This is a genomic window from Pseudoflavonifractor sp. An184, from assembly GCF_002160305.1.
In the GTDB taxonomy this organism is placed as follows: domain Bacteria; phylum Bacillota; class Clostridia; order Oscillospirales; family Oscillospiraceae; genus Lawsonibacter; species Lawsonibacter pullicola.
This window is the reverse complement of record NZ_NFKI01000012.1, coordinates 1-17,074: the sequence shown is the minus strand read 5'-3', so window position 1 is coordinate 17,074 and position 17,074 is coordinate 1. Positions and strand designations below refer to the sequence as shown.

Below are 17,074 nucleotides of genomic sequence, written 5' to 3'. Positions count from 1 at the left end.
GCGGGGGAAATTGTGTATGATACAGAAAATCAAACCGTTGAAGCGGAGATAACGGCAGTCACGCCTTTACAGAGAGCCCGGGGAGCTGAGAGCCGGGTAAGAAACGAACTGTCAAATGGACCGCTGAGGGCGCAGTCAAAGGCCGGAGTTCCGGCTGAGTATTCTGCGACGTGTGGGCATACGTCAGTTGCCGGGGGTATGTTGGTACTCCGCTAAGGGCACGGCCGGTGAAAGGGCCGTGAAGCAAGGTGGCACCGCGAGCGTAAGGATACGCCCGTCCTTGACAGAAATTGTCAGGGACGGGCGTTTTTGCATTTCGTCCCGGAAAAAAAGGAGGTCTTTCCATGTACTATCCCACGTTGAAGGAGGCCAGAACCCTGGCCGCCTCCGGGCCCTACCGGGAGATTCCGGTGGCCCGGGAGCTGCTCAGCGACTTCCTCACCCCCATCCAGGCCCTGCGCATCCTCCGGGCGCGGGACAACCACTGCTTTCTGCTGGAGTCCGCCGCCGACCAGGAGGGCTGGGGCCGCTGGACCTTCCTGGGGTTTGAGCCCGAGCTGGAGATTACGGCCAAGGACGGGGTGGTGCAGCTCCGGGACGGGGAGCGGACCTCCAGCCGCATTCAGCACCCGGGGGAGGCCCTGCGGCAGATTCTCTCCGAACACAAAAGCCCCAAGATCCCCGGCCAGCCCCCCTTCACCGGCGGACTGGTGGGCTACTTCTCCTATGACTACATGAAGTACGCCGAGCCAACCCTCCGCCTCACGGGGGAGGACCAGGAGAAGTTCAAGGACATGGATCTGATGCTGTTCCGCAGCGTCATCGCCTTTGACAACTTCCGGCAGAAGCTCATCCTGATCACCAACGCGGACGCCTCCGACCTGGATGAGACCTACCCCGCCGCCTGCGCCCAGCTGGACCGGATGGCGGAGGTCCTCCGCCACGGGGCCCCGGCCCCCCGGCGGCCGGCCCGGCTCACCACGCCGGTGGAGGCCCTGTTCAGCCGGGAGCAGTTCTGCTCCATGGTGGAGCAGGCCAAGCACTACATCCGGGAGGGGGACATCTTCCAGGTGGTGCTGTCCAACCGGCTGGAGGCGGGATTTGAGGGGTCATTGCTGGATGTGTACCGCATCCTGCGCACCATCAACCCCTCTCCCTACCTGTTCTACTTCACCAGCGACGACATGGAACTGGCCGGGGCGTCTCCCGAGACGTTGGTGAAGCTGGAGGACGGGGTGCTCCACACCTTTCCCCTGGCGGGCACCCGGCCCAGGGGAAAGACAGCGGAGGAGGATAAGCGGCTGGAAGAAGAGCTCCTGTCGGACGAAAAGGAGCTGGCCGAACACAACATGCTGGTGGACCTGGGGCGGAACGACATTGGGAAGATCAGCCGCTTCGGCTCCGTACAGGTGGAGAAGTACCTGTCCATTGAGCGCTTCTCCCACGTCATGCACATCGGCTCCACCGTCCGGGGGGAGCTGCGGGAGGACTGCGACGCAGTGGACGCCATCGACGCCATCCTCCCGGCAGGCACTCTGTCGGGAGCCCCCAAGCTGCGGGCGGCGGAGATCATCGACCAGCTGGAACACAACAAGCGGGGGGTGTACGGCGGGGCCATCGGCTACCTGGACTTCACCGGCAACCTGGACGCCTGCATCGCCATCCGCCTGGCCTTCGCCAAAAACGGGAAGGTGTTCATCCGCTCCGGGGCGGGCATTGTGGCCGACTCGGAGCCGGAGAAGGAGTATCAGGAGTGCATCAACAAGGCAAAAGCCGTGGTCCGGGCCCTGGAGCTGGCCCAGAAAGCGAGGGACCTATGATTCTGCTCATCGACAACTACGACAGCTTTTCCTACAACCTGTACCAGCTGGTGGGGAGCCTCAGCCCGGACATCCGGGTGGTGCGCAACGACCAGGTCAGTGTGGAGGACATTCGCCGGATGAACCCCAGCCACCTGATTCTCTCCCCCGGCCCTGGCCGCCCGGCGGACGCCGGGGTGTGTGAGGCGGCCATTCGGGAACTCTCGGAGGAGCTGCCCATCCTGGGGGTGTGCCTGGGGCACCAGGCCATCTGCGAGGCCTTCGGGGGCACCGTGTCCTACGCCAAGGAGCTTATGCACGGCAAGCCCTCCCAGGTGGCGCTGGATCTGACCTGTCCCCTGTTCCGGGGACTGCCGGACACCATCACGGCGGCCCGGTACCACTCTCTGGCCGCGGTGGAGGACGCCCTGCCGGAGTGCCTCACCGTCACCGCCCGCACCCAGGACGGGGAGGTCATGGCGGTGCAATATAAGGACCGCCCCGTCTATGGATTGCAGTTCCACCCCGAGTCCATTCTCACGCCGGAGGGGCGTCAGATCGTAAAAAATTTCTTGGAGGGATAAGCCATGATTAAGGAAGCCATTGTAAAGATCGTCAGCAAGGAGGACCTGACCTACGACGAGGCCTACACTGTGATGAACGAGATCATGAGCGGCGAGACCACCCCCACCCAGAACGCCGCCTTCCTGGCCGCCCTGTCCACCAAGAGCGCCCGGGCGGAGACCACCGACGAGATCGCCGGCTGCGCCGCCGCCATGCGCGCCCACGCCACCCAGGTGGACACGGGCATGGAGGTCTTTGAGATCGTGGGCACCGGCGGGGACAACGCCCACAGCTTCAACATCTCCACCACCTCCGGACTGGTTGCCGCGGCGGGGGGTGTGAAGGTGGCCAAGCACGGCAACCGGGCGGCCTCCTCCCAGTGCGGCACGGCGGACTGCCTGGAGGCCCTGGGGGTGAACATCCAGCAGAGCCCCCGGCGGTGCATCCAGCTTCTGAACGAAGTGGGCATGTGCTTCTTCTTCGCCCAGAAGTACCACACCTCCATGAAGTACGTGGGGGCCATCCGCAGGGAGCTGGGCTTCCGCACCGTGTTCAACATCCTGGGTCCCCTTACCAACCCGGGAAAACCCTCCATGCAGCTGCTGGGGGTGTACGACGACTATCTGGTGGCTCCCCTGGCCCAGGTGCTCATCAACCTGGGGGTCCGGCGGGGCATGGTGGTCTATGGCCAGGATAAGCTGGACGAGATCTCCATGAGCGCCCCCACCAACGTGTGCGAGATCAAGGACGGCTGGTTCAGGGCCTATACCATCGCCCCCGAGGACTTCGGCCTATCCCGCTGTACCCGGGAGGAGCTGCGGGGGGGCACCCCGGCGGAGAACGCCCAGATTGTCCGGGCCATCCTCTCCGGCGCGGAGCGGGGACCCAAGCGCAGCGCGGTGCTCCTCAACGCCGGGGCCGCCCTGTACATCGGCGGCAGGGCGGACACCATGCGGGACGGCGTGGCCCTGGCCGGGGAGCTCATCGACTCCGGCAGGGCACTGGAGACGTTGGAAAAGCTCATTGCCGCCAGCAACCTTCCTGAGGAGGCGGAGACATGACCATTTTAGACCAGCTGGCCGCCCACGCCCGGGAGCGGGTGGCGGCGGACCAGGCGGAGAACAGCCTGGACGTGCTCCAGGCCCAGTGCCGCGCCCTGGGGCGGGGGAGGGGGGAGCGCTTTCAGGCCGCCCTGGCAAAGCCGGAGCTGTCCTTCATCTGCGAGGTAAAGAAGGCCTCCCCCTCCAAGGGGATCATCGCAAAAGAATTTCCCTATCTGGACATTGCAAGGGACTATGAACGCGCCGGGGCGGACGCCATCTCCTGCCTGACAGAGCCCAAGTGGTTTCTGGGCTCCGACCGGATTTTTCGGGAGGTTCGGGGGGCGGTGGACACCCCCATGCTCCGCAAGGACTTCACGGTGGACTCCTACCAGCTCTACCAGGCGAGACTCATGGGGGCGGACTGCGTGCTGCTCATCTGCGCCCTGCTGGACACGGAAACCCTGGAGCGGTATCTGACCATCTGCCACGACTTGGGACTGGCCGCCCTGGTGGAGGCCCACGACGAGAAGGAGGTCGCATCCGCCGTGGCTGCCGGGGCTAAGATCATCGGGGTGAATAACCGGAACTTGAAGGACTTCTCGGTGAACCTGGACAACGCCGCCCGGCTGCGGGACCAGATCCCTCCCGGGGTGCTGTATGTGGCGGAGAGCGGCGTCCACCGGCCCGAGGACGTATCGGCGGTGCGCTCCATGGGGGCGGACGGGGTGCTCATTGGGGAGGCCCTCATGCGCGCCGGGGACAAGGGGGCCATGCTGGCGGCCTTCCGGGAGGCGGCCAGATGACCCGCATCAAGATCTGCGGCCTGAGCCGTCCCCAGGACGTTGCCTGTGTCAATCAGGCCAAACCCGACTGGTGCGGCTTTGTGGTGAACTTCCCCAAGAGCCGCCGCAGCGTCACCCCAGACCAGCTCCGGTCCTTACGGCGGGAGCTGGACTCGTCGGTGATCCCCGTGGGGGTATTTGTGGACCAGCCGGTGGAGGTAGTGACAGATCTGCTGAATCGTGGTATCATTTCCATAGCGCAGCTCCACGGCGGCGAGGACGAGGATTACACAGCCGCTCTGCGGGCGGCGGCCCCGGGAAAGGAGATCTGGAAGGCCTTTCAGGTCCACGAACCCGCCGATCTGGAGCAGGCCATCGCCTTCCCGGCGGACCGGATTTTATTGGACAGCGGCCAGGGGACCGGGAAAACCTTCGACTGGTCCCTGCTGAGACACTTTCCACGGCCCTACCTGCTGGCAGGGGGACTGGACCCGGAGAATTTACCCGAAGCCATCCGCACCCTGCGCCCCTATGGGGTGGACCTGTCCAGCGGGGTGGAGACGGACGGCTTGAAGGATTTTACCAAAATACAGGCGGCGGTGGCCGCCGCAAGAGAGGAATGAGCACATGTCCAAGGGACGATTTGGCATCCACGGCGGTCAGTACATCCCCGAAACCCTGATGAACGCGGTCAACGAGCTGGAGGAGGCCTACAACCACTGCAAAGACGACCCGGAGTTCCAGGCGGAGCTCACAGAACTGCTGAACGAGTACGCCGGACGGCCCTCCCGGCTCTACTATGCCCGGCGCATGACCGAGGACCTGGGGGGCGCGAAGATCTATCTCAAACGGGAGGATCTGAACCACACCGGGGCCCACAAGATCAACAACGTGCTGGGTCAGGCCCTGCTGGCCAAGAAGATGGGCAAGACCCGCCTCATCGCTGAGACGGGCGCGGGGCAGCACGGAGTGGCCACCGCCACGGCGGCGGCCCTCTTCGGTATGGAGTGCGTGGTGTTCATGGGGGAGGAGGACACCCGCCGCCAGGCCCTGAACGTATACAAAATGCGGCTGCTGGGGGCCACGGTGGTGCCGGTGACCTCGGGCACCGCCACCTTGAAGGACGCCTGCTCCGCCGCCTTCCGGGAGTGGACCACCCGCATCTCAGACACCCACTACTGCCTGGGCTCCGTCATGGGGCCCCACCCCTTCCCCGCCATGGTCCGGGACTTCCAGGCGGTGATCTCTAAGGAGATCAAGGCCCAGATGCTGGAGAAGGAGGGGCGGCTCCCCGACGCGGTGCTGGCCTGCGTGGGGGGAGGCTCCAACGCCATCGGGGCCTTCTACCACTTCATTGAGGACCCCTCCGTGCGGCTCATCGGCTGCGAGGCCGCCGGCCGGGGGGTGGACACCCCGGACACGGCGGCCACCATCGCCACGGGAAAACTGGGCATCTTCCACGGCATGAAGTCCTACTTCTGCCAGGATGAGTTCGGCCAGATCGCCCCGGTGTACTCCATCTCCGCCGGCTTGGACTACCCGGGCATCGGTCCGGAGCACGCCATGCTCCACGACACGGGGCGGGCGGAGTATGTGGCGGTCACCGACGAGGAGGCGGTCAGCGCCTTTGAGTACCTGAGCCGCACCGAGGGGATCATCCCCGCCATCGAGTCGGCCCATGCGGTGGCCCACGCCGTGAAGCTGGCCCCTGATATGGGAAAGGACAAGATCATCGTCATCAATATTTCCGGCCGGGGCGACAAGGACTGCGCCGCCATCGCCCGGTACAGAGGGGAGGAGATTTCCGAATGAGCCGTATCACAGACGCGTTTTCCCACGGAAAGGCGTTTATTCCCTTCCTCACCTGCGGGGACCCGGACCTGGAGACCACCGAGGCGGCCGTCCGGGCTATGGCCCAGGCGGGGGCCGACCTGATCGAGCTGGGCATCCCCTTCTCAGATCCCACCGCCGAGGGGCCGGTAATCCAGGCCGCCAACCAGCGGGCGCTGGCCGCCGGGACCACCACCGGCAAGATCTTTGAAATGGTCCGCCGCCTGCGGAAGGATGTGACCACCCCCATGGTGTTCATGACCTACGCCAATGTGGTGTTCTCCTACGGCACGGAGCGGTTTGTCTCCACGGCGGCGGAGGCCGGCATGGACGGGCTCATTCTCCCCGACGTGCCCTACGAGGAGAAGGGGGAGTTCGCCCCGGTGTGCCGGAAATACGGCCTGGACTTCATCTCCCTCATCGCGCCCACCTCAGAGGGACGCATCGCTATGATTGCCCGGGAGGCGGAGGGGTTCCTCTACTGCATCTCTTCCCTGGGGGTGACCGGCGTACGGGGGGAGATTACCACCGATGTGGGACGGATGGTCCGCCTGGCCAAGGAGGCCAACCCGGACCTCCCCTGTGCCGTAGGCTTCGGCGTCTCCACCCCGGACCAGGCGGCCGCCCTGGCCCATACGGCCGACGGAGTGATTGTGGGTTCCGCCATCGTTACGCTGGCCCAGCAGTATGGCCGGGAGGCGGTTCCCCATATCCGGGACTATGTAGCGGACATGAAGGCCGCCCCCTCCCGTCCTTGAGCGAAGCTGAAAGCCCCTGGAACGGTTCGTGTGAACCGTTCCAGGGGCTTTTCTGTAAGATAACGTCAACTGCTCTTTGTGGACGGCGGCGGGGGGAGCGGCAGAGGGCCTTCGGAGGTCACAGGACCCCGGTGATCCGGTAACCGGCCTTCTCCACCCGCTGTTTGATCTGCCCGTCGTCCACCGGCTGGGAGTAGAGGACTGTCAGAAGGCCCTTTTTCCAGTCGGCACGGCCCGCCGCGCCGTGGATGTCGTTGACGGCCTCCTCCACCCGGGCCTTGCAGTGGGCGCAGTGCATCCCCTCCACCTGGAAGGTCCTCTCCCCTATCACATGGGGGAGCTTTTTCTTTTTGGGCCGGTAGCTCCCGCCGCCGCAGCAGCCGCCCTCCCCTTTGAAATGGCGCACGGTGTACCAGACTCCCACCGCCACAGCCGCCGCCAGCAGGACAAAAATAACGGCGTTTTCCATTGCCGAGACAGCTCCTTTCTGTGCGGAGGGGGATGCGGCCCAAAGGCGCGCATCCCCTTCCCAACTGGAACTATTGGTGTTTTACTCTATGTCCGCCACAGGCTCCGCTTCCGCACTGCTTGGCGTAGGGGCAGCCGATGCAGGTCTCGCCCCGCTTCTTGGCCCGGTACAGGTAGAAGAGGATGCCGCCGATGATGGCCAGGACAATGGCCGCAACGATTAAGTCCGTCATGGCAGTTTACCGAGTAGCGGCCGTATTGGGGGCGTCCAGGCGGTACTCCTCCTGGATGTGCCGGTTGGAGCGGCGGGCCAGCGTGACCACGATGGCGATCATCACCACGATGCCTACCAGGCCGCCGATGGCGGCGGTCACGTTCAGGGTCCCAGGAGCGGTAATCAGGGTACCGATGGTGTACACCAGATAGGCCACGGTGTAGCCGGTGCACAGCTGAAGGCCGATGGCCCCCAGCACCCACTTCGTGCTGCCCATCTCAGAGTTCATGGCGCCGATGGCGGCGAAGCAGGGGGGCGTGTACAGGTTAAACATACAGTAAGCCAGCGCGGCCACCTTGGTGATGGCAATGATTCCAGCTACATCCGCACCGGCACCCTCCAGCATAGCCAGCTCGTCGGTGTCAATGAAGTTCTCCAGCCCTACGAAGCACACGGCCAAGGTGCCCACCACATTCTCCTTGGCGATGAATCCGGTGACGGCGGCGGCGGCCAGCTGCCAGCTGAGCACACCCACGATGGGCACCAGCAGGACGGCGAAGGGGGCGGCGATGGAGGCCAGGATAGAGGAGTCCGCCGTCTCGGCCACCTGGAAGCTCCAGTTGAAGGTCTGCATGATCTGTACCGCCGTGTTGCACAGCAGGATGATGGTGGCAGCCTTTACAATGTAGGCCCAGCCCCGGCTGCACATGGACTTGAAGGCGAACCACAGGGAGGGGAGCTTATACTCCGGCAGCTCAATAATGAAGAAGGACTTGCGTACCTTATAGCCGGTCACTTTGTTCACCAGCAGGGCTCCCAGGAAAATGAGCACAATGCCGATGAAGTACATCAGGAAGCTAACCCAGCCCGCGTCATCAAAGAAGGCACCGGCAAACAGGGCGATGACGGGGATCTTAGCCCCGCAGGGCATAAACGTAGCCAGCATAACGGTAGACCGGCGCTCCCGCTCGTTGCGGATGGTACGGCAGGCCATAATGCCGGGGATGCCACAGCCAGTGGCAATGACAAAGGGGATCACTGACTTGCCGGACAGGCCCACTTTTTTGAAGATGGGGTCCAGCACCACGGCCACACGGGACATGTAGCCGCAGTCCTCCAGCAGGGCGATGAGGAAGTACATGACCATGACCAGGGGCAGGAAGCCCACCACGGCGCCCACGCCGCCGATGATGCCGTCTACCAGCAGGGCGGACAGCAGCGGGTTGGCGTCGGACACCAGCTCGCCCACCCAGCCCTGGAAATTCTCGATCTGAGCCACCAGGGCGTCGGCAATGTAGGGGCCTACCCACACCTGGGAGATCTGGAACACCAGGAACATGACCACGGCGAAGATGGGGATGCCCAGCCAGGGCTTGGTGAGAACGGCGTCGATGGAGTCGCCGCTGTTCTTGTCCTTGGTGAACACCTTCCGCTTTTCCACCTGGGCCACAATCCCGTTGACGAAATCAAAGCGCTTCCGGTCGGCAAGCTCCACCACCGTCTTGTCGGTCAGGTCGATGTCGCCCTCCCGGTAGGGGGCGTCCTGCACCTGATTGGCGTGGGCCGCGGCGGCCTCCACCACGGCCTTCAGGCCCTCGTTGGAGGTGGAGACCGTCTTAATCACCGGGCACTTGAGCTTGGCAGACAGGGTCTCCACATCGATCTTCGTCTCTTTTTTCTCGTTGATGTCGCTCTTATTCAGCGCCACCACCACCGGGATTCCCAGCTCCAGCAGCTGAGTGGTGAAAAACAGGCTGCGGCTCAGGTTGGTGGCGTCCACGATGTTGATGATCACATCCGGGTGTTCCTTCTTCACATAGGAGCTGGTGATGCTCTCCTCGCTGGTGAAGGGAGACATGGAGTAGGCGCCGGGCAGGTCCACGGCGATGAGCTGCTCCTCGCCGCCGTAGTAGGCCTTCTTGATGGGGTGTTCCTTCTTCTCCACCGTGACGCCCGCCCAGTTGCCGACCCGTTCATTCCGGCCGGTGAGGGCGTTGTACATGGTGGTCTTACCGGAGTTTGGATTGCCGGTCAGAGCAATTCTCATGTAAGATTCCTCCCTTGATGGATGTTTTGCTGGTTTGACTCCCTCTCGGATGCACCCATCCGATTTCGATAAATTAGCTCTTGCTAACTGATGCGCCGGGAAAAGGGCAGCGCGAAGCTGCCCTGCTGCTTAGACGATGATCGCGTCGGCCAGCTGCTGGTCAAAGTTGTACCGCGCGTCCTTGATGGCGACAATACAGCCTCCCTTGATGTGAGAAATCACCGTGATCTTCTCACCGCTGTAACAGCCCAGAGAGAACAGAAAAGCGTTCATCTCCTCATCATCGGTGTCGATTTGGCGGATGACGTATTCCTGGCCCTCTACTGCATCTGTTAACTTCATGCCTGATACCACCGTTCACGATTTGATCAAGCCAAGCGACCGGCATTTTGATTACCAAGTGCTAACTTGTCGGTGAAAATAAAATTAGCTCTCGCTAACTTCATGGAAGATTATACGTCCTGTCCTGTGGTTTGTCAACCCTAATTTCAATCTTTTTACACATCGCACCGTCTTGGAAGAACGACAAACGCGGCGGACCGGCCGCCTGCGGGGTTTCAGCGGATGGCCGGCGGCCTGGAAATAGAGAAGGGGGAGAGGCGGCCGCCGCCCTTGACTTTTTTGCCGCTTTTGTGTACTATACGAAATGAACGGAAGCCGCCGCGCAGGCGTGGAGCTGTCAGCGCCCCGTGTTCAAATGAAATATGCGCCTGTGATGGAATTGGTAGACATGCGAGATTTAGGTGCTGTCACCTCAGTGAAAGGCGGACCGTTGTGGATACGTCTATAGAGAAGATAGGAATAGGCCTTCAAAAGTATTGTTCTATTATGTCTTGCCTATATCAAACGGATGTATCTAAAGATCGGGAATTTCAGCGCCTGTTTAATGGGTATTATAGAATGCGCCAACGCTCCGAAAGATTTTATTGTTGCTTCTATCGCTATTTGGAGGAGCATAAGTTTGACGATGCACTTACATATGCGCAAGTTCTGACTTATTTGTTTCAAGAAACAGGCTGTATTCATGCCTCTTTTTCCAGCAAGCTACTGGCAACTGTCCGACCGGAGATGCCGGTATGGGATAAGTATGTGCTTTCCAATCTGGGTTTGAGGGCCCCGTATTATTCTTGTAAATCTCGTTTTCAGAGAGTTCTTGACACTTATCAAAAAATCTGTGATTGGTATCAGACTTCCGAGGCCCAAGCCAAGGTTGCGGTATTTGATGCTAATTTCCCTAATGTAGATATTACAGATGTGAAGAAGATTGATTTTGTTCTATGGCAAACAAGGTGATTTTTTGTTTGTATAAATGGTAATTAAGAGTCCCTACCTCGGGTACCATTCGCGAGGAGAAATCGAGGAAAATTGAATATGCGCCTGTGATGGAATTGGTAGACATGCGAGATTTAGGTTCTCGTGCAGCGATGCGTGTGGGTTCGAGTCCCTTCAGGCGCACCAAAATAAAAGGACATCTGCTTTGCAGATGTCCTTTTATTTTGGGTTTCGCGGCCCGTAGGGCGGCTCCACCCTTCGGGATTTCAATGCTCGGGGCGGCAGAGCCACCCCTGCGCCAAGGTTTTGGCCTACGGCCAAAACGCTTGTACGGCGCACTTGCGCCGCGGCCCAGAAGGGCCGTTTAGCGGTTCTTCTGCAGCGGTCCCGTCCATCCAAAATATCGATTTCAACCGTCTCTTCCATAATTTTAGAGCATGGTTTTCCTCCGAAAATCCTTGCTCTGAAATTTTTGGAGACAAAATCAGAAAGAAGAGAATTATTACAATACAGACTGGTGACACCACCTTATCCCCCTGGCAGGGGAATCGGTCCCTTGATACGGGGAGTGGACCGTTTAAAAAGAGCAGGCGGCGAAATCCCCTCAAGAGGGACCTCAACCCCCAGTCATATCCCCCTGCCTGTCCACATAGGATAGAGCAAAGGCCGGTGAGGAACATGGAACACAATCAACAGGCATACGAACAGGCGGCCCGGGTGCTCCCCATCCGTCTGCGGCAGGAGGCGCTGAGTCTCCTCCCTGCGGACCGGGGGCGGGCGGAGGAGCTGCGGCTCCGGTGCGGACAGCCCCTGGCGGCGGTCCTGCCAGAGGGGGAGCGGACTCTGGGCCGGGAGCCGGTGACGGGCCGGGATCTGGAGCAGCTGCTGGAGCTGGCCAGCCGGGCCTCGGTCCACACAGTGCTGGACCAGATGCGCCGGGGGTATCTGACCGTGGAGGGGGGACACCGGGTGGGGCTGTGCGGTACCGCCGTCCTCCGGGGCGGGGAGATCTTCAACCTGCGGAACCTGTCCTCCGCCTCCGTGCGGGTGGCCCGCCAGGGCCTGGGGGCGGCGGAGCCGGTGTGGGACAAGCTGACCGGCCCGGACGGATGCCTGGAGAGCACCCTCATCCTGGCCCCTCCGGGGGCGGGCAAGACCACCCTTCTGCGGGATCTGATCCGCATGGCCTCCGACGGGGTGCACATGGTCCCCCAGCGGGTGGGGGTGGCCGACGAGCGGGGGGAGATCGCCGCCCTGTGGAACGGCCGTCCCCAGCTGGCGGTGGGGAGGCGCACCGACGTGCTGGAGGGCTGCCCCAAGGCCCAGGGGCTGATGATGCTCCTGCGGGCCATGAACCCCCAGATTCTGGCGGCGGACGAGGTCACCGCCCCGGAGGACGTCCGGGCCCTGGTGACGGCGGCGGGGTGCGGAACCGCCCTGCTGGCCACAGCCCACGGCCGGGACCGGGAGGACTTGACCCGCCGCCCCCTCTACCGGGAGCTGATGGAGGCCCGGGTGTTCCGGCGCCTGGTATACATCCGCCCCCAACAGGGGGCGAGGCGGTATGAAGTGGAGGGATTGGCATGATGCGTCTGATGGGGGCGGTGCTGGTGGCCTTCGGGGCCGCCTGGCTGGGTCTGACGGCGGCGGCAGAGCTGGGGCGGAAGGTGCGGCGGCTGGAGCAGCTGTCCATTGGTCTGGAGCTGCTGGAGCGGGAGCTGTGGGAGCGGGGCAGCCCCCTGCCCCAGGTGCTGGAGGAGTTATCTCTCCGGACGGGGGAGCCGGCCAGCACCCTGTTTGCCCAGTGCGCCGCCGCCTGCGGGCGGCTGGACTGGGAACCCTTCCCCGACGCATGGCGGCGGCTGGTGACCGAGCTGGAGGGGCTCGCCCCGGAGGGCCGGGCCGCCCTGCTCCCCCTGGGGGAGGTCTTGGGCCGGTACGAGGCCCAGGGCCAGCGGGAGGCCATCGCCCAGGCCCGCGCCGCCCTGGACCGGGAGCGGGAGCGGGCGGAGGGAGAGAAACTGCGCATGGGCCGGGTGTACCAGGCCCTGGGGCTGAGCGGCGGCGCGTTTCTGGTCATTTTGCTCCTTTGAGGGAGTACAATACTGTCTGCGGCGGGAATCCACCCCGTGGCGGACGCCACGAAAGAGGGATGGACACATGGAGGTAGACCTGATTTTCCGCATCGCGGCCATCGGCATCCTGGTGGCGGTGCTCAACCAGGTGTTGATCCGGGCGGGCCGGGACGAGCAGGCCATGATGACCACGCTGGCGGGGCTGGTGGTGGTGTTGATGATGGTGGTGCAGGAGATCGCCGACCTGTTCGACCTGGTGAAAAACCTGTTCGGCCTATGACGGAGCTGATGACCCAGGCGGCGGCGGTGGCGGTGACGGCCGCCCTGTGCGCCGCCGTGGTGCGGCGGGGAACCCCGGAGATCGCCCTGGTGCTGGTGCTGGCGGCGGGAGTCTGGGTGCTGCTGAGCGCGGCGGAGGGCCTCACGTCGGTGGCCGCCCTCATGGAGGAGCTGGCCCAGCTGGCCGGCCTGGACCGGACGGTGGTGGAGCCGGTGTTCAAGACGGTGGTGCTGTCCATCCTCACCAAGCTCACCGGCGAGGTGTGCCGCTCGGCGGGTGAGGGCGGGCTGGCCTCCGCCGTGGAGATCGCGGGGACGGTGCTGGCCCTGGCGGCCGCCCTGCCACTGGTGCGGGGGGTCATGGAGCTGATGGCGGAGATGCTGGTATGAGACGGATGATCTGTGTGCTGATGGTGCTGCTCCCCTTCCTGGTCCTGCCCGCCCTGGGGGCGGAGCTGTCCTTCCCTCAGGTGGACGAGCTCCTCCGGGAGGCGGAGGGCTACGGGGTGACGGAGACCGACGGCCTGGGCCAGGGGGTCCAGAGCATTTTGGAGACGGGGCTGGACCAGGCAGGGAGCCTGCTCCGGCACAGCTTCCAGACCGGGCTGAAGCTGCTGGCGGTGGTCCTGCTGTGCGGTCTGGCGGAGAGCGCCGCGCTGGACGGGAAGGCGGGCGGCCTGAAGGCGGTGGAGGTGGCGGGGGCCCTGGCGGTGACCGCCCTGACGGTGAGCGACATGAACGCCATGATCGGTCTGGGCCGGGAGACGATCCAGCAGATGGACGCCTTTGCCGGCCTCCTTCTGCCCGCCATGGCCACCCTCACCGCCGCCACCGGCGGCGTCACCGGGGCGGCGGTGCGGCAGGGGGTGACGGTGCTCTTCTCCGATCTGCTCATCACCGCCATCGACCGGCTGCTGGTCCCGCTGCTGTACGCCTATGTGGCCGCCTGCTGCGCCCAGGCCGCCCTGGGCAACGAGGGGCTGAAGAAGCTCTCCGCCCTCATCAAGGGGGCCATCACCTTCCTGCTCACCGCGGGGCTTCTGGTGTTCGTGGGGTACTTAGCGGCCAGCGGGGCCATCGCCGGGTCGGCGGACGCGGCGGCGGTGAAGGCGGCCAAGCTGGCCATCTCCCGGGCGGTGCCGGTGGTGGGGGGCATCCTCTCCGACGCGGCGGAGACCGTCCTGGCCGGGGCGGGGGTGCTCCGAGGGACGGTGGGGGTGGTGGGCACCCTGGTGGTGCTGGCCATCTGCATCGTGCCCTTTCTCCAGCTGGCGTTTCACTATCTGACCTACAAGGGGGCGGCGGTTTTGACAGGCACGGTGGCGGGCAGCGGACTGAGCCGGCTCATGGACGAGATCGGCGGGGCCTTCGGGCTGATCCTGGGGATGACGGGGAGCTGCGCCCTGATCCTTCTGTTCAGCATTGTGTCCGCGGTCTCGGCGGTGGCCTCGCCATGATGGAGCTGCTGCGCGCCTGGCTCACCGGGATCACCGCCGCCGCCATCCTGTGCGCCCTGGCCAACAGTCTGATGCCCGAGGGGGCGGTGCGGCGGGTGGGGAAGCTGGCCTGCGGGCTGTTGATGCTCTCGGCCATTCTCCGTCCCCTGGTGGAGGTGGAGGCCCTCTCCCCCGGGGACCTGCTGAAAGACTATCAGGCCCGGGCCGCCGTCCAGGCTCAGACCCTGGAGGAGGAGCGGAACGCGGCGCTGAAATCCGTCATAGAGCAGGAATTTGCCGCATATATTGTGGACAAGGCGGCCCAGATGGGGGCGGCATGCACCGCCCAGGTCACCTGCCAGCTGGGGGAGAACGGCGTCTTTCTCCCCCGGTCCGCCGCACTCCAGGGCAGCTTTACTCCCCGGCAGAAGGAGGAGCTGGCCCGCATTCTGGAGGAGGAGCTGGCAATTCCCCGGGCGCGGCAGAGCTTTCCAACCAAGGAGGAGGGATTCCAGTGAAATTGTCCTGGCTCAAGGGATTGTCCCCCGCAGCTAAAAAGCTGTTGGGCCGCTACCAATATGTTCTGCTGGTGCTGGCGGCGGGCGTTCTGCTCCTGCTGCTGCCTCTGGGGGGCGGAGGAGAGGACAAGAGCGCCCAGACTCCGGCACAGCTCCAGGAGGAGTTCGATCTGGAGGCCTTTGAGAACCGGCTGGCGGAGGCCCTGTCCCAGATCCAGGGGGCCGGAGAGGCCCAGGTAGTACTGACCTTAAAGAGCGGCAGCCGGCAGGTGCTGGCCCAGGACACCCAGCGGGGGGCGGACGGGGACTCCAGCTCCGCCACCGTCACCCTGGGCCGGGGCTCGGGCAGCCAGGAGGTGGTCCCCCTCCAGACCCTGGCCCCCCAGTTTCAGGGGGCCCTGGTGGTCTGTCCCGGGGGAGGGGACCCGGAGGTGTGCCTCCAGATCGTCCAGGCGGTCTCCGCCCTCACCGGCCTGGGCAGCGACCGGATCTCTGTGTGCCCCAGCGGCTAGCAGGCTGGCTCTGTATGAATGAAAACGCAGCATAAAATTTGATGTTAGGGAGGAATCGGGACATGAAAACGAAAGGCAAGGGACTCTCTCAGCTCTGGAAGCGCAACGCGGTGGTGGCGGCCATCGCCCTGTTCGTGTGCGCGGCGGTCTATCTGAACTGGAGCTATGAGCAGGAGGCGGCGGGCAAGACCCTGGGGGAGTCCACCCTGGTGGGCAGTGAGGACCCCCTGCTGAACGGAACCTCCGGCAGCTCCTCCAGCGGGGCGGAGGGCGGAAGCCAGACGGAGGGTGAGACTCAGTCGGAGGCCGGGGCCAGTCAGACCGGCGAGACCTCCAGCGACTACTTCTCCACCGCCCGGCTCAACCGGCAGCAGTCCCGGGACAGCGCCCTTGCCCTGCTCCAGGACGCCGCCGGGGAGGACGCGGACCAGACCCTGAAGGACGAGGCCAACGCCAGCATCCAGGCCATGGCCGACTATACCGTCACCGAGGCCCAGATCGAAAACCTGGTCATCGCCAAGGGGTACGCCGACTGCGTGGCCTTCATCGGGGAGAACGCCCTGAGCCTGGCGGTGGCCGCCCCGGAGGGGGGCCTCACCGACACGGACACTGCCCGGATCGTGGATGTGGTCCATCAGACCACCGGCTTTACCGCCGACCAGGTCAAAATCATCGCCGTGGAGCCCCAGGCGTGACTGACCGGCCGCCGTCCGGCGGGAAAACTTTCCAGGAAAGCATTCGATTTTGAAACCAGTATCAGTTGTCAAAAACACTCCGGCGTGTTACAATAAAGGCAAGAATTTCTTGGGGCGCTCCCCGGCCCGCCGGGAGGCGCGCCCCGGAAGTCAACGAGAAGGAGTGTGACCATCCGTGGGTGAGAACAAGGAGTATGTCTCCCGCTCTGACGAGCTGGGCAACATCCATATTTCTGAGGAAGTGCTGGCCGGCATCGCCGCCGCCGCCGCTCTGGAGGTGGAGGGGGTCAGCGGCCTGGCCGCCAATCTGGGCAGCGACATCGCCGAGCTGCTGGGCAAGAAAAATCTGGCCAAGGGCGTCCGCGTCCAGATGGAGGACGAAAAGGTGACCGTGGACCTGTCTATTCTCATGGCTTATGGACACACCATTCCCGAGGTGGGCCGCGCCGTGCAGGACGGCGTGAAAAACGCGGTGGAGTCTATGACCGGCCTGGAGATCGCGGCGGTGAATGTAAACGTGGGCGGCGTCACCTTCCCCCCGGCGGGCAAGGTATAATCCGGATCACATGGACCCCATGGAGGCGGCGCTGTGCGCCGCCTCCAGTTTGTCATAAAACCCGTGCAGAATCAAATACGCCCGAGACAGGTCGGGGGAGCTCGAGGGGGCAGCGGCCCGCCTCGAGTGGGATCGAATGCCCTGAATGCCTTGCATGGCAAGGCGTTCAGCGAGCGCAGCGAGGACTTTTCCGCCGCGCAGCGGTGGGAAAGTATTGGCATTTTTC

The 17,074-nt window shown here is 63.9% G+C and carries 22 protein-coding genes and 1 tRNA gene; 18 read left to right on the top strand and 5 right to left on the bottom strand.

The window, feature by feature from the left end:
- Nucleotides 1-344: 344 nt before the first annotated feature.
- Genes trpE through trpA form a run of 7 tightly spaced genes read left to right on the top strand, consistent with a single transcriptional unit; the run spans nt 345 to nt 6,776 of the window.
- Complete coding sequence (trpE, locus tag B5F19_RS06005; protein WP_087288959.1) at nt 345-1,820, top strand: anthranilate synthase component I; 1,476 nt, start codon at nt 345-347, stop codon at nt 1,818-1,820.
- Nucleotides 1,817-2,383: an aminodeoxychorismate/anthranilate synthase component II gene (locus B5F19_RS06000; protein WP_087288957.1), complete on the top strand. Its 567-nt coding sequence runs from the start codon at nt 1,817-1,819 to the stop codon at nt 2,381-2,383. Before trpE ends, B5F19_RS06000 begins: the two co-directional genes overlap by 4 nt.
- Before the next feature lie 3 nt (nt 2,384-2,386).
- Complete coding sequence (trpD, locus tag B5F19_RS05995; RefSeq protein WP_087288955.1) at nt 2,387-3,424, top strand: anthranilate phosphoribosyltransferase; 1,038 nt, start codon at nt 2,387-2,389, stop codon at nt 3,422-3,424.
- Nucleotides 3,421-4,209: an indole-3-glycerol phosphate synthase TrpC gene (trpC, locus tag B5F19_RS05990; protein WP_087288953.1), complete on the top strand. Its 789-nt coding sequence runs from the start codon at nt 3,421-3,423 to the stop codon at nt 4,207-4,209. Before trpD ends, trpC begins: the two co-directional genes overlap by 4 nt.
- Nucleotides 4,206-4,811: a phosphoribosylanthranilate isomerase gene (locus B5F19_RS05985; RefSeq protein WP_087288951.1), complete on the top strand. Its 606-nt coding sequence runs from the start codon at nt 4,206-4,208 to the stop codon at nt 4,809-4,811. Before trpC ends, B5F19_RS05985 begins: the two co-directional genes overlap by 4 nt.
- 4 nt (nt 4,812-4,815) lie before the next feature.
- Entirely contained in the window at nt 4,816-6,000 is a 1,185-nt protein-coding gene (trpB, locus tag B5F19_RS05980; protein WP_087288949.1) for a tryptophan synthase subunit beta, read from the top strand.
- Nucleotides 5,997-6,776 carry a tryptophan synthase subunit alpha gene (gene trpA / locus B5F19_RS05975; RefSeq protein WP_087288947.1) on the top strand — a complete coding sequence of 260 codons (780 nt, stop codon included), beginning with the start codon at nt 5,997-5,999 and terminating at the stop codon, nt 6,774-6,776. The genes trpB and trpA overlap by 4 nt, the downstream gene beginning before the upstream one ends.
- Before the next feature lie 118 nt (nt 6,777-6,894).
- On the opposite strand, the gene B5F19_RS05970 is transcribed toward trpA, so the two are convergent.
- The 4 genes from B5F19_RS05970 to B5F19_RS05960 form a co-directional block, all read right to left on the bottom strand.
- Nucleotides 6,895-7,245, bottom strand: coding sequence for a heavy-metal-associated domain-containing protein (locus B5F19_RS05970; protein ID WP_087288945.1), 351 nt, complete (start codon nt 7,243-7,245; stop codon nt 6,895-6,897).
- Between the two features lie 70 nt (nt 7,246-7,315).
- Nucleotides 7,316-7,477, bottom strand: coding sequence for a FeoB-associated Cys-rich membrane protein (locus tag B5F19_RS17080; RefSeq protein WP_140394172.1), 162 nt, complete (start codon nt 7,475-7,477; stop codon nt 7,316-7,318).
- 6 nt (nt 7,478-7,483) lie between these two features.
- Nucleotides 7,484-9,505, bottom strand: a complete 2,022-nt coding sequence (locus B5F19_RS05965) for a ferrous iron transporter B (protein WP_087288943.1) — start codon at nt 9,503-9,505, stop codon at nt 7,484-7,486.
- 129 nt (nt 9,506-9,634) lie between these two features.
- Entirely contained in the window at nt 9,635-9,847 is a 213-nt protein-coding gene (locus tag B5F19_RS05960) for a FeoA family protein (protein ID WP_087288941.1), read from the bottom strand.
- Nucleotides 9,848-10,279: 432 nt separating this feature from the next.
- Between B5F19_RS05960 and B5F19_RS17075 the strand changes: the two genes are divergently transcribed.
- The 11 genes from B5F19_RS17075 (at nt 10,280) to B5F19_RS05905 (ending at nt 16,848) form a co-directional block, all read left to right on the top strand.
- Nucleotides 10,280-10,798, top strand: coding sequence for a hypothetical protein (locus tag B5F19_RS17075; protein WP_140394171.1), 519 nt, complete (start codon nt 10,280-10,282; stop codon nt 10,796-10,798).
- A gap of 80 nt (nt 10,799-10,878) precedes the next feature.
- A tRNA-Leu gene (locus B5F19_RS05950) sits at nt 10,879-10,963 on the top strand.
- 492 nt (nt 10,964-11,455) lie between these two features.
- The gene (locus B5F19_RS05945) at nt 11,456-12,364 is read left to right on the top strand and encodes a stage III sporulation protein AB (protein WP_087288937.1); all 909 of its coding nucleotides are present in this window, start codon (nt 11,456-11,458) and stop codon (nt 12,362-12,364) included.
- The gene (locus tag B5F19_RS05940) at nt 12,361-12,870 is read left to right on the top strand and encodes a stage III sporulation protein AB (RefSeq protein ID WP_087288935.1); all 510 of its coding nucleotides are present in this window, start codon (nt 12,361-12,363) and stop codon (nt 12,868-12,870) included. The genes B5F19_RS05945 and B5F19_RS05940 overlap by 4 nt, the downstream gene beginning before the upstream one ends.
- Nucleotides 12,871-12,937: 67 nt before the next feature.
- Nucleotides 12,938-13,132, top strand: a complete 195-nt coding sequence (gene spoIIIAC / locus B5F19_RS05935) for a stage III sporulation protein AC (RefSeq protein WP_087288933.1) — start codon at nt 12,938-12,940, stop codon at nt 13,130-13,132.
- Nucleotides 13,129-13,521, top strand: a complete 393-nt coding sequence (locus B5F19_RS05930; protein WP_087288931.1) for a SpoIIIAC/SpoIIIAD family protein — start codon at nt 13,129-13,131, stop codon at nt 13,519-13,521. The genes spoIIIAC and B5F19_RS05930 overlap by 4 nt, the downstream gene beginning before the upstream one ends.
- Nucleotides 13,518-14,588 (top strand): stage III sporulation protein AE, encoded by a 1,071-nt coding sequence (locus tag B5F19_RS05925; RefSeq protein ID WP_087288929.1) that lies wholly within the window; start codon nt 13,518-13,520, stop codon nt 14,586-14,588. The genes B5F19_RS05930 and B5F19_RS05925 overlap by 4 nt, the downstream gene beginning before the upstream one ends.
- Nucleotides 14,585-15,085 carry a stage III sporulation protein AF gene (locus B5F19_RS05920; protein WP_087288927.1) on the top strand — a complete coding sequence of 167 codons (501 nt, stop codon included), beginning with the start codon at nt 14,585-14,587 and terminating at the stop codon, nt 15,083-15,085. The genes B5F19_RS05925 and B5F19_RS05920 overlap by 4 nt, the downstream gene beginning before the upstream one ends.
- A complete protein-coding gene (locus B5F19_RS05915; protein ID WP_087288925.1) occupies nt 15,082-15,597 on the top strand; it encodes a stage III sporulation protein AG in 516 nt (171 codons plus the stop codon). The genes B5F19_RS05920 and B5F19_RS05915 overlap by 4 nt, the downstream gene beginning before the upstream one ends.
- Nucleotides 15,598-15,659: 62 nt before the next feature.
- Nucleotides 15,660-16,292, top strand: a complete 633-nt coding sequence (locus B5F19_RS05910; RefSeq protein ID WP_087288923.1) for a SpoIIIAH-like family protein — start codon at nt 15,660-15,662, stop codon at nt 16,290-16,292.
- A gap of 175 nt (nt 16,293-16,467) precedes the next feature.
- The gene (locus B5F19_RS05905; RefSeq protein WP_087288921.1) at nt 16,468-16,848 is read left to right on the top strand and encodes an Asp23/Gls24 family envelope stress response protein; all 381 of its coding nucleotides are present in this window, start codon (nt 16,468-16,470) and stop codon (nt 16,846-16,848) included.
- Between the two features lie 6 nt (nt 16,849-16,854).
- Here the strand turns inward: B5F19_RS05905 and B5F19_RS17665 are convergent.
- On the bottom strand, nt 16,855-17,074 hold a 220-nt coding region (locus tag B5F19_RS17665), incomplete at its 5' end, for a hypothetical protein (RefSeq protein ID WP_204248298.1).